Genomic DNA, 11,787 nt, shown 5'->3' with positions numbered 1-11,787 from the left:
AACTTTACGGGGTCACTTCACTAATCGGCTTTTTCTGTTTTTAGCGGATATGACGCTTTGGCTGAATCCATTGTACGGCGCGTATTGGTTCTAAAACTTGCCCCAACAGGCGAGAAACGTCGCTTAAGGTGCCAATGTGGTTTGATGGGTTTTAGCGGGTAAGTACGCTTACGAGCAACAATAAAGTATTGGCTTCCGGCGAAGGATGCACAACCACCTAAGCTGTTCTCCAACCACGTCCACATCGCTTGATACTTACTCATCGGAAACAGCGCGTAGGTGTCACAATGAATTACTTCATAGTTAAGTACACCTAACCAGTCTTTAATTCGACTTGGCGTGTACATACGCCCACTCCAAGGCAAGCTGTTCTTTCGCCAAGGCATCAAACTGGCAAGCCCAGTGACACTGATTGGGTTGAAGCCCGTGATAATGATATAGCCATCGTCCATCATCACTCGATCGACTTCTCTCAATAAGCGATGCGGGTCATTGCTATAATCTAGCTGATGACTCAGTACTACAACATCAAAGCTTTTCTCCAAAAAGGGTAAATTATAGCCATCCGCTATCACATTATGTAATGGGTTCTGGATATCTAGGTTTACTTGATGTTGAATGTTGCATGTGCAGCTAGAAATCTCACTACTGAGGCCACCGAGCTTGAGCATATGGTAACCAAATAGCTTTGGGCACCACTCATCGAGTCGAGTTTGAATAGATTCTCTCAACCAGTCCCCATTGTGCAATTGCGCCCAAGTGTAAGGACGTTCAAACTTCTTTCTGCTACGTGCTGGCTTCATCAATAATCTGTCTCACTTATTCTGTCGCACTAATAGTGACTGGAGAACCAATAATGTTACATATCAAAAGCATACCTGCATTTAACGACAATTACATCTGGCTGATTCAAAATAGCGATCGCCGTTGTGCTGTCGTCGACCCTGGTGATGCGGCTCCAGTATTAGAGTACTTGGTACACCATGAGCTAACTTTAGATGCAATCTTGATTACACACCACCACCACGATCACATTGGTGGTGTTCCAGAACTCGTTAGACAATTTCCCGGCGTGGATGTTGTCGGTCCAAGGAATGAACCTATCCCTACCTTAACTCATCCGGTCGATGATGGTGATCAATTAGAACTGTTTGGCGAAGTATTCCTCGTCCTAGGGCTCAGTGGCCATACTGCGGGTCATATTGGTTATGTGGGCGATGCCAAACTGTTTTGTGGTGATGTGTTGTTCTCTGCGGGCTGTGGCCGAATCATGGAAGGCACACCACAACAGATGTTCGATGCACTGAATAAGATCACGGCTCTGCCTCAAGAAACCGAAGTTTATTGTGCACATGAGTACACTGCAGCCAATATCGCTTTCGCATTAGCCGTAGAGCCTGATAACCAACATTTGCAGCAATATCGCGACCAAGTGAACCGACTTCGCGCTCAAAATAAGTCGACCATCCCCACAAATTTGAGACAAGAGAAGTTTGTGAACCCCTTCCTGCGCTATACCGAGCCAAGTGTAGTGAAATCAGTGTCTAATCGCACCGAGCAGACCGATCCTTTATCGGTATTCACCGCTTTACGTGCGTGGAAGAACGAATTTTAACAAATACAGACTTGTCACTCATAGGGGGTGGCAAGTATTATCATCGGCCGTTAATTAAAAAGGCTGTAACATGCGAGTTAAGTACAGCTGGGCTTTGGTATTACTACTTTCTGGTTGCCAATTAACTCAGTCAGAGAATCCAGACCAAGCTTCCGAGCAAACCAACACATCTCCTACTAAAGAAGTTTCTCAAGCGAACGTTTCATCAGAAGCAACAGCCAAAGAAGATCAAAAAGTTGAAGCACCTGTCGTTACTCCACAAACACAAGAAGATGTTTGGAAACGCATTGCGATGCAACTTGAAATGGAAGTGCCAGACCAAAAGAAGGTCGACTACTACCGAACTTGGTATCTCAAGCACCCGAGTCATCTAAAAACAGTATCAAAGCGTGCTGAACCTTTCTTGTATCTGATCACGACTAAGATTGAAGAAAAAGGCTTACCACTAGAATTGGCACTACTACCCGTTGTAGAAAGCTCTTTCGATGCGTTTGCCTACTCTCATGGCAGTGCTGCTGGTCTATGGCAATTCATTTCAGGCACTGGCAAAGACTACGGGCTTGAACAGAACTTTTGGTATGACGGCCGCCGCGATGTTGCCGCCTCTACCGACGCCGCATTGGACTTCCTCTCAGATCTTAACCGACGTTTCGATGGCGACTGGAATCATGCGATTGCTGCCTATAACAGTGGTGGTGGTCGAGTAAACAGCGCAATCCGCAAGAACAAGAAGCTTGGCAAGCCAATCGACTTTTTCTCTTTGGACTTACCAAAAGAGACCAGCAGCTATGTACCTAAACTGCTTGCTCTAGCAGATGTCATTGCCAACCAAGAAAAGTATGGCATCGATATTCCGGCGATCCCGAATAAGCCAGTGCTGACTCTGGTTAACCCTGAAGAACAGCTTGATTTAGCCATTGCTGCGAACTACGCAGGCATTCCTGTCAAAGAACTTCAAGGTTACAACCCGGCTTACAACCAATGGGCAACGGCACCAGAGAAACACCAACAACTATTACTTCCTTTAGATTCAGTTGAGAAATTCAACAAAGAAGTCGCTGCCAATAAAGGCAAAGGCATGAAGTTGGTGCGTTACAAGGTTCAATCTGGTGACAGCATTAGCGTACTGGCAAGCAAATATAACACCACCAGCAAAGTGATCCGCTCTGCAAACGGTTTGAGCAACAACAATATTCGTATTGGCCAGCACTTACTTATCCCAACATCCACCAAAGACGACAAGACATACGCCCTAAGCGCCTCAAACCGCCTAGCAAGCACACAGTCGAAGAGTCGTGGTCAATATAAGCTCAGCCATACTGTAAGAAGTGGTGACAGCCTATGGACGATTGCACGCGCAAATAAGGTCTCTCATCAATCACTGGCTAAGTGGAATGGCATGGGACCACGCGACACGCTTAGAGTTGGTCAAGAACTGGTCATTTGGAAGAACGGCTCAGACGGCGCCATCATCCGTACGATCTTTTATAACGTAAGATCAGGTGACACAGTCAGCGGTATTGCATCAAAGTTCAAAGTAAAAAGTACAGATGTTGTAAAATGGAACACTTTGCAGAACAAAAAATACCTACAGCCAGGACAAAAACTGAAGCTGTATGTTGATGTAACTAAGGTAAGTGTATGAACCCGTCAAGTAACCCACTCGTCATGCTGTTGGATATATTCCGTTCGCCAACAGCTTGTTTCTTAGCGCTTTATCAACGAAGTGCTTGGGGATGGCAACCCTACGTCGTATTAATGCTCAGCCCATTTTTGTTTTGGGGTGCTTATTTTTCGAATGTAGATTTTGCATGGTTAAGTGCAGAGCTCTCGCAGCAACTGGCTCAAACGAACCCTGACCAATTGGCGTTACTTGACAGCAATACCTTACTCGCAAGTGAAATCATCAGCGACGTATTTGGCCGAACATTAACCATCGTTCTATTGGCATTCTGGTTTAACCTAGCAACCAAGCCAAGCCAACATCAGCACAGCTTTTGGCGATGGTTTGCAGCGGCATCTGTTGTTATATTCCCAGCTGTTTTAGGTGATGTAGCAAGCTACGCAAGCCTGATACTCAAGCATGGACATGTGATGAACTACGCTGCCGACTTGAACAGCTTAAATGGCTTGATCAAGTTACCGTTAACCAATGATTGGTCGCAGTTTGCTAGCTCATTACCACTGCTTCTGCCATGGTACATCGTGCTAGGTTATGCTGCGGTATTAACGTGGACTGAGTTTGAACGCGGGCAAGCGCTTGTGATTTCAGGCTTACCATGGGTTGGCTACTACCTAATCTGGGCGCTCTACATTTTAATCTTTTAAGTTGAAGAGATAAGGCTAGCGAAAACTCTCTAGCCTAATGTTCCGTTAGATTTCCCAAGGTAACCACCGTGCGAATGGTTAAGTTCCAATGACTAATAGCTAATCACTATTTAGCCTTAAAGGTCACTCGCATAGGGTTATGATCAGAAGCGTCCGTAATGGGCGCTTTTGCTTTTTCTACCAATAGCTCTCGATAAAACACGTGGTCGAGCACCAGTCCTGTAATGAACTGAGTTCTGTTATCTGGCTCAAAGGCAACTTCCGTCAAACCAACCTTCTCCAACGCATCTTTCAATACAGCAAAGCGAGCTTCACTCCAGCTATTAAAGTCCCCAGCAAAAATAACCGGCCCACGATACTTTTGCAGATTGTCAGTTAAGCTCCTGAGCTGAGCCTCGTAATCTTCCGTACCAAAGGTAAAGTTCACAGCGTGGATATTAATCACAGCCAGCTCTTCGCCATTGCTTAGTTGGTAACGCGACCAAAGCGCAGATTTAGGTAGTTGAAGCCAAGGTTCTTCATGAGTATAAGCACACGCTTCAATCGGCAAATGAGTTGCTAGGTTGAGTACCCCAGCACTTTGCTCAAAGGCCTCAAACGCATTAACACGTGTGCTTCCCCACTGGCCGCTCGTTACCCATTGGCGAAGTCCTTCTGTCATACTCGCTTCTTGCAGCAAGACTAAATCGCTACCTGCCGACAGCTTATTTAACTCACTCTGCCAATTATTTCGGTTTTGCTTGTAGATATTCCACACCGTAATGTCTAAGCCATCAGACACATCAATCGCTTTCGGTGCAGAGTTTTGGTAGCAACTGTAGATGTCGTTACTGGTACTTTGAGAGGAAGTGATTAGATTGGGTTTATTCGGGATCACGAAGATAAAATGAAAACTAACGACAGCAAGCGTTATCAATAACGTGATAACAATGATGGTTTTCTTAAACATACAACACCCTACCAGAAATGAAAAAGGAGCGATAAACGCTCCTTTTAGGGTAATAGTTTTTTTATACGGCGTCTTCGTCTTCTTCGCCAGTACGAATACGTACCACACGTTCAACTTCAGTAATGAAGATCTTACCGTCACCAATTTTACCTGTTTGAGCCGTCTCGATGATGGTATCAACACATTGGTCAGCCACTTCGTCGGTCACAACGATTTCTAGTTTCACTTTAGGTAAAAAGTCGACCATGTACTCTGCGCCGCGGTATAGCTCAGTATGACCTTTTTGACGTCCAAAGCCTTTAACTTCAGATACTGTCATACCCGTAATACCCACTTCTGCAAGTGCTTCACGTACATCATCAAGTTTGAATGGCTTGATAATGGCTTCAATCTTTTTCATGTTCATCCCTTAAACTGTGCGAATGGCTCATTATCGGTTAGCTATAGTAAACATTCAATGAAAAAAGCCAGAGCTTTAAAGCTCTGGCTCGAAATTTATCATCTTGTTTAATCAGCGCTTTGAGAAGGTTTTACTTAAGGCTTGCGTAGTAAGCGGCTAGATTCGCGATGTCTTCATCACTCAGCATTGAAGCTTGAGCCTGCATTACAGCGGCCAAACCGCCGGTGCGCTGGCCATTCTTATAGGCCTTAATTGATGAAGCGATGTATTGCTCGTTTTGACCTTTAAGGTTTGGATAGCCAGGGATCACTGCGATACCGTCTGCACCATGACATGCCGCACAGATTGCTGCTTTAGCTTGACCCGCAGCAACATCAGCCGCCAGAGCGTTACCACTCAATAGTCCAAATCCAAGAACTAATCCTAGTGTAATTTTCTTCATTGCATATTCCATTAATTATTTTTATTAAAGTGACGGTGAATTGTGACATAAACTTTTTCTACTTGCTCCAAAGCGCTTCACAATCTTGACCTTCGTAGTTTTTATCTACGAATAAGCCTAAAACAGCGATCACTCGATCGCCATCCATTAATATCGGCGTTCTGCGTCTTAACCAACTGGGTACTTGGTACTCTTGAAACAACTTCTTAAGCTTCCTGCTATGACCGCGCCCAACAGGGTGTGCTGACAATCCCTCAGGGTTAAATATCACTCGCAGTGTTCCTCTCGTTGTGTTGAGACTAAAATGTTGCGCATCACAGTGGTTAGATACACCATCACTCGCCGCTGAAGTTAAGTGTAGTTCCCCTAAACCGTCAGGCAAAACTAAGCTCTCTTCCATCGAGATATCACTTTGCCAGTTCGACAAGTCTTTGGTCTCTTTGACGACATAGAGCTGATGATTAAAACGTCTAACCTCAACCTCATTCAACACCAGCTTAGGGTTGGCGTCTGCCTGAGCACATGCCACCTCATCCCATATAAGTTTGAGCTGCTTTTGGCTCGGCATCGGTTGATTACAGCGGCTCAGCCACATTCTTAATAAGCGTGCACGCAGTAAATCAGAGTGCTGAGATAATACCTCAATACTTAAGCTGTGCTTCTCAGTCAAAGCTTGTTGTAAGTGAGATTCTAACAACTCATCCAAAAGTAACTCTTGCTCTGCACATAGCTGAGCACTACGACTGACCGATTCTCGAAAACTAGGCCAACGCTCGGTCAGTGTCGGAGTGACTTGATGACGAATAAAATTACGGTCAAAGCGAACGTCTTGATTACTCTCATCTTCTATCCAAGTTAAAGCCATATCGCGCGCCGCCCCTTCAATATCCGTTCTCGTCACCGACAGCAGTGGGCGAACGATATGAGCACCTGAAAATGGCATCACTTTCGCCATTGAAGAGAGCCCTTTCGGACCACTGCCACGCTTAAGAGCTAACAAGAAGGTCTCGACTTGGTCATCGATGTGCTGGCCTGTCACTAACACATCACCTTGTCTAATATGCTTTTTAAGGGCTTGGTATCGCGCGTCTCGAGCCAGCTTTTCAACGCTTTCTCCACGGCTAATATCTAGCGAGACTCGTTCAATGAACAAGGATACCGACACAGCATCACACCATGTTTTGCACTGCTCTGCCCAATAATCAGCATTGTTGCTTAAGCCGTGGTGAACATGTACCGCACAGCAATCGATGTGATGGGACTTAGCGAATTGGGCAGCCAACTCCAACAACACTCGTGAATCGACACCACCACTGAAAGCGACGATCAACCGACAAGGCTTAAGCGCGCTTTGATCAAGTACAGATGTGAAGGTATCAATTAAGTGTGTCATGAGGCTAATAAACCAAGAGATCGTGTGTTAAGGGATAATGTTTTAATAATAAAAAAGGGTTGGCACTGAGTCCAACCCTTTCATCATTTGTTCGTATAGCTAGCCTTATCGCTAAGGCAAGTTATCAGCAGTAGCCGTAGCTCATTAGACGCTGGTAACGACGCTCAAGCAGCGTTTCGTTATCAAACTGCTCTAGCTCTTCTAGCTGTTTAACTAACATGTCTTTCATGTTTTGAGCGGTTTGTGCAGGGTCGCGGTGCGCGCCACCTAGAGGCTCAGGAATGATTTCGTCGATAAGCTCAAGCTCTTTAAGACGAGGAGCAATCAGGCCCATCGCTTCAGCTGCTTGTGGTGCTTTATCTGAATCGCGCCATAAGATTGAAGCACAACCTTCTGGAGAGATTACTGAGTACGTAGAGTACTGAAGCATGTTCACGTAGTCACCAACACCAATCGCTAGTGCGCCACCAGAACCGCCTTCACCCACAACGTTACAGATAACAGGAACTGAAAGGCCAGCCATCACTTTTAGGTTTTTAGCGATAGCTTCAGATTGACCACGCTCTTCAGCACCAACACCTGGGTATGCGCCCGCTGTGTCGATGAAAGTAATAATAGGCATGTTGAAACGCTCAGCAGTTTCCATTAGACGTAGCGCCTTACGGTAACCTTCTGGCTTTGGCATACCAAAGTTACGGATCACTTTCTCTTTAGTCTCACGACCTTTCTGGTGACCAATAACCATAACAGGACGGCCATTTAGACGAGCCATACCACCCACAATAGCTTTGTCGTCAGCGTAAGCGCGATCGCCCGCCATCTCTTCAAACTCTGTGAATGCATGCTCCAGGTAATCTTTGGTGTAAGGACGTTGAGGGTGACGAGCAAGTTGAGCTACCTGCCATGCACCTAAGTCACTAAAGATTTTCTGTTTAAGCTCTAAGCTTTTTTTCTCTAGTTGTTCGATTTCTTTGTCTAGATCTACCGCTGTGTCACCACCGTGACGCGAAACGTCACGTAGCGCTTCGATTTTTGCTTCAAGTTCAGCGATAGGCTTTTCAAATTCTAGAAAGTTCAGGCTCATCTATGAATCCTTGTTGATTCAGCTCCGCATTCGCGAAGCTAAATTTTAGTTAAATTCGAGTTCTACTTGGCTATTTCCAAGCAGCTGTTTTAATTCGTCTAGTAATGTATCACTTGGCGTCACGCGCCATTCTGTGCCCAATGTTAACCGCGCTCTAGCGTCGGCACGCTGGTAGTATACATTGACTGGGACCGTTCCGGCTCTATAAGGTTCTAAGATTTGACTAAAGCGTTCAAAAAATTGACCGTTAATTTGGGATTGGTCGATAGATATCGACACCCCACGAGCATATTTCTCACGGGCGCTTCCTAAGTCCATGACCTCGCGCGCGGACATTTTAAGCCCGCCATTGAAATCATCAAAGCTGACCTGTCCGGAAACGACCACAATTTTGTCTTTTTCGAGCAATTCTGCGTAGCGATCGAGCGCATCCGAGAACAACATCACTTCCATTCGGCCCGAACGGTCATCAAGTGTCATCAAACCAATTCGCGTGCCGCGCTTCGTCGTCATCACTCTCGCAGCAATCACCAAGCCTGCAATTGTTAGTGATTGGTCACGACGCGTTGGCGTGGCATCTTTCAAACGACAGCTAGTGTATTTCGCTAACTCTTTGATGTAGGCGTTAACCGGGTGACCCGTTAAATACAAACCAAGCGTTTCACGTTCACCCTCAAGCCAAATCTTCTCAGGCCATTTAGGCACTTGGGTATACTTGTGTTCAACCTCTTCCGGAGCGTCGGTCAACACGCCAAACATATCAGATTGACCAAAAGACTCGGCATGGTGATGTTGACTCGCTGCCTTCACCGCATCTTTCAAAGATGCCATCATCGCCGCTCGGTGAGGACCTAATCTATCTAAGGCTCCGGATAGAATCAACTTTTCGATAACACGTTTATTAACCTTCTTCAGATCAAGACGTGCACAGAAGTCGAATAAGTCTTTAAAGTAACCACCTTTATTTCGCGCTTCAATAATCGCTTCAATAGGGCCTTCACCGACCCCTTTGATCGCACCGATGCCATAAACAATCGCGCCATCTTCATCCACGTTAAAGCGGTACAGACCCGAGTTGATATCTGGTGGTAAAAGCTTGAGCTTCATACGGAAACATTCATCAACAAGGCCAATAACCTTCTCGGTGTTATCCATATCTGCCGTCATTACCGCAGCCATAAATTCCGCTGGGTAGTGCGTTTTCAGCCATAGCGTTTGATAAGAAACCAGTGCATATGCTGCGGAGTGAGATTTGTTAAAGCCGTAGCCCGCAAATTTCTCTACCAAGTCAAAGATCTTCATGGCCAGCTCGCCATCAACACCATTGGCTTCAGCACCCTCTTTAAAGGTACCACGCTGCTTTGCCATCTCTTCTGGCTTTTTCTTACCCATCGCACGACGCAACATATCCGCTCCACCAAGCGTATAGCCAGCAAGGATCTGTGCGATTTGCATTACCTGCTCTTGATACAGGATGATGCCGTACGTAGGTTCTAGCGTCTCTTTCAGCGATTCGTGTTGCCACGTTTCATCAGGGTAAGAAACCGCTTCACGGCCGTGTTTACGGTCGATAAAGTTATCTACCATGCCTGATTGCAGAGGACCCGGACGGAACAGGGCTACCAATGCGATAATATCTTCAAAACAGTCGGGCTGTAGACGTTTGATAAGGTCTTTCATACCACGCGATTCCAGCTGGAATACCGCGGTGGTTTCAGAATTTTGTAATAGGTTAAATGACGCTTGGTCATCAAGAGGAATCGACTCGATACGAACCGGTTCTTTCCCCTCTTTCTTCAAACGTGGATTCACTAGGCCTAACGCCCAGTCGATGATGGTCAGGGTACGCAGCCCCAAGAAGTCGAACTTAACCAAGCCAGCCGTTTCAACGTCATTCTTATCGAACTGCGTTACTGGGAAGTTACCTTCTGCGTCGGCATAGATTGGCGCAAAATCGGTAATCGTGGTGGGTGAGATAACAACACCACCTGCGTGCTTACCGGCATTTCGCGTACAACCTTCAAGGATGCGACACTTATCAATCAGCTCACGAACTTCTTCATCGCCATCGTAAAGCTCTGGCAATGCAGGTTCAGCAAGGAATGCTTTCTCTAGCGTCATACCCGGGTCTGGCGGTACAAGCTTTGAAATTCGATCGACGAAACCAAACGGGTGGCCCAATACACGGCCTACATCGCGGATTACCGCTTTTGCCGCCATGGTACCAAAGGTGATGATCTGAGAAACGGCATCACGACCGTACATTTCAGCCACGTGATCAATAACTTGGTCACGCTTATCCATACAGAAGTCGATATCGAAATCGGGCATGGATACACGTTCTGGGTTCAAGAAACGTTCGAAAAGTAGATCGTATTCAAGTGGATCGAGATCGGTGATATCCAAGGCGTAAGCGACTAGAGAGCCGGCACCAGAACCACGGCCAGGACCTACTGGCACATCGTTGTCTTTTGACCACTGGATGAACTCCATTACGATCAAGAAGTAACCTGGGAAACCCATGTTGTTAACAACTTCGAGCTCAATCTTGAGTCGCTCATCGTATTCCGGTCTGCGCTCAGCACGCACTTTTTCATCTGGGAATAGGAACGCTAGACGTCGCTCAAGGCCTTCTTCAGATTTCTTGATCAAGAAGTCTTCAATCGCCAAACCTTCCGTTGGGAAGTTAGGCAGGAAGTACTCGCCCAGACGAACCGTTACATTACAACGCTTAGCAATCTCAACACTGTTCTCAAGTGCTTCAGGGATATCGGAGAACAACTCGCACATCTCTTCTTCGCTACGAAGATACTGTTGCGCGCTGTAATTTTTAGGACGACGAGGATCGACCATAGTGAAACCATCATGAATTGCCACGCGGATTTCATGGGCATCAAACAGGTCTTCAGTTAGGAATACTACTTCGTTGGTTGCAACAACAGGCAAGTCTTCCTGCTCAGCCAGTTCCAACGCAAAGTGCAGATAAGACTCTTCATCCGGACGTCCGGTACGAATCAGCTCAAGGTAAAAACGATCAGGGAAGTATGTTTTGTAAAACTTGACATTGCTTGCAACCAGTTCACGGTTACCTTTCAGTAACGCTTTACCGATCTCACCTTCCTTCGCACCCGATAGAATGATCAGGCCTTCTGCATTCTCAATTAGCCACTCTTTATCAATAACAGGCTGATGCTGAACATGACCACGAAGGTAGGCTTTTGAGATGAGTAACGTTAGGTTGTTATAACCTTTATTGTCCGTTGCGATAACGGTGAGCTTGGTCAACTCGTCACCGAATTCCGGAGACTGCATCAAGAAGTCAGCACCAATAATAGGTTTAACCCCACACCCATGGGCAGTACCGTAAAACTTCACCAAACCACACAGGTTGGTAAAGTCGGTCAATGCTAGAGCAGGCATACCCATTTCAGCGACTTTTTTAACTAATGGTGGCACCTTGGATAGGCCATCCACCATCGAAAAGTCACTGTGTACGCGTAGGTGAACAAATTTTGGATCTGACATTATTTTTCCTGAGTTCTAGGTTTGAGCCTAGGATTACAACTGTGTGTATTC

10 protein-coding genes are annotated in these 11,787 nt (G+C 46.0%); 3 read left to right on the top strand and 7 right to left on the bottom strand.

The window, feature by feature from the left end:
* Window positions 1-20: 20 nt before the first annotated feature.
* Entirely contained in the window at window positions 21-803 is a 783-nt protein-coding gene (locus AB4263_RS13055) for a class I SAM-dependent methyltransferase (protein ID WP_017060724.1), read from the bottom strand.
* Window positions 804-856: 53 nt separating this feature from the next.
* Between AB4263_RS13055 and gloB the strand changes: the two genes are divergently transcribed.
* From gloB to AB4263_RS13040, 3 genes are all read left to right on the top strand, one after another.
* On the top strand, window positions 857-1,615 hold the full coding sequence (gloB, locus tag AB4263_RS13050; protein WP_372098327.1) for a hydroxyacylglutathione hydrolase: 759 nt from the start codon (window positions 857-859) through the stop codon (window positions 1,613-1,615).
* A gap of 70 nt (window positions 1,616-1,685) precedes the next feature.
* On the top strand, window positions 1,686-3,260 hold the full coding sequence (locus AB4263_RS13045; RefSeq protein WP_017063374.1) for a LysM peptidoglycan-binding domain-containing protein: 1,575 nt from the start codon (window positions 1,686-1,688) through the stop codon (window positions 3,258-3,260).
* A complete protein-coding gene (locus AB4263_RS13040) occupies window positions 3,257-3,943 on the top strand; it encodes a YIP1 family protein (protein ID WP_017060727.1) in 687 nt (228 codons plus the stop codon). The genes AB4263_RS13045 and AB4263_RS13040 overlap by 4 nt, the downstream gene beginning before the upstream one ends.
* Window positions 3,944-4,049: 106 nt before the next feature.
* Here the strand turns inward: AB4263_RS13040 and AB4263_RS13035 are convergent, their stop codons facing one another.
* The 6 genes from AB4263_RS13035 to dnaE form a co-directional block, all read right to left on the bottom strand.
* A complete protein-coding gene (locus AB4263_RS13035) occupies window positions 4,050-4,892 on the bottom strand; it encodes an endonuclease/exonuclease/phosphatase family protein (protein ID WP_372098326.1) in 843 nt (280 codons plus the stop codon).
* A 61-nt stretch (window positions 4,893-4,953) separates the two neighbouring features.
* The gene (gene glnB, locus AB4263_RS13030) at window positions 4,954-5,292 is read right to left on the bottom strand and encodes a nitrogen regulatory protein P-II (RefSeq protein WP_017063373.1); all 339 of its coding nucleotides are present in this window, start codon (window positions 5,290-5,292) and stop codon (window positions 4,954-4,956) included.
* Window positions 5,293-5,422: 130 nt separating this feature from the next.
* A complete protein-coding gene (locus AB4263_RS13025) occupies window positions 5,423-5,746 on the bottom strand; it encodes a cytochrome c (protein ID WP_170791809.1) in 324 nt (107 codons plus the stop codon).
* A 46-nt stretch (window positions 5,747-5,792) separates the two neighbouring features.
* Entirely contained in the window at window positions 5,793-7,127 is a 1,335-nt protein-coding gene (gene tilS, locus AB4263_RS13020) for a tRNA lysidine(34) synthetase TilS (RefSeq protein ID WP_372098325.1), read from the bottom strand.
* A gap of 124 nt (window positions 7,128-7,251) precedes the next feature.
* Window positions 7,252-8,211 carry an acetyl-CoA carboxylase carboxyl transferase subunit alpha gene (accA, locus tag AB4263_RS13015; RefSeq protein WP_017060731.1) on the bottom strand — a complete coding sequence of 320 codons (960 nt, stop codon included), beginning with the start codon at window positions 8,209-8,211 and terminating at the stop codon, window positions 7,252-7,254.
* Window positions 8,212-8,256: 45 nt separating this feature from the next.
* Window positions 8,257-11,736 carry a DNA polymerase III subunit alpha gene (dnaE, locus tag AB4263_RS13010; RefSeq protein ID WP_137001220.1) on the bottom strand — a complete coding sequence of 1,160 codons (3,480 nt, stop codon included), beginning with the start codon at window positions 11,734-11,736 and terminating at the stop codon, window positions 8,257-8,259.
* Window positions 11,737-11,787 lie beyond the last annotated feature (51 nt).

This window comes from Vibrio sp. 10N.261.55.C5 (assembly GCF_041470505.1).
Taxonomy (GTDB): domain Bacteria; phylum Pseudomonadota; class Gammaproteobacteria; order Enterobacterales; family Vibrionaceae; genus Vibrio; species Vibrio crassostreae_C.
Note: the sequence above shows the minus strand (reverse complement) of the source record. Positions and strands in the feature narration are given on the sequence as shown.

Bases quoted from the DNA above. Each gene is read 5' to 3' on its own strand.
- AB4263_RS13055 (WP_017060724.1), bottom strand. From the start codon at position 803: ATGAAGCCAGCACGTAGCAGAAAGAAGTTTGAACGTCCTTACACTTGG.
- gloB (WP_372098327.1), top strand. From the start codon at position 857: ATGTTACATATCAAAAGCATACCTGCATTTAACGACAATTACATCTGG.
- AB4263_RS13045 (WP_017063374.1), top strand. From the start codon at position 1,686: ATGCGAGTTAAGTACAGCTGGGCTTTGGTATTACTACTTTCTGGTTGC.
- AB4263_RS13040 (WP_017060727.1), top strand. From the start codon at position 3,257: ATGAACCCGTCAAGTAACCCACTCGTCATGCTGTTGGATATATTCCGT.
- AB4263_RS13035 (WP_372098326.1), bottom strand. From the start codon at position 4,892: ATGTTTAAGAAAACCATCATTGTTATCACGTTATTGATAACGCTTGCT.
- glnB (WP_017063373.1), bottom strand. From the start codon at position 5,292: ATGAAAAAGATTGAAGCCATTATCAAGCCATTCAAACTTGATGATGTA.
- AB4263_RS13025 (WP_170791809.1), bottom strand. From the start codon at position 5,746: ATGGAATATGCAATGAAGAAAATTACACTAGGATTAGTTCTTGGATTT.
- tilS (WP_372098325.1), bottom strand. From the start codon at position 7,127: ATGACACACTTAATTGATACCTTCACATCTGTACTTGATCAAAGCGCG.
- accA (WP_017060731.1), bottom strand. From the start codon at position 8,211: ATGAGCCTGAACTTTCTAGAATTTGAAAAGCCTATCGCTGAACTTGAA.
- dnaE (WP_137001220.1), bottom strand. From the start codon at position 11,736: ATGTCAGATCCAAAATTTGTTCACCTACGCGTACACAGTGACTTTTCG.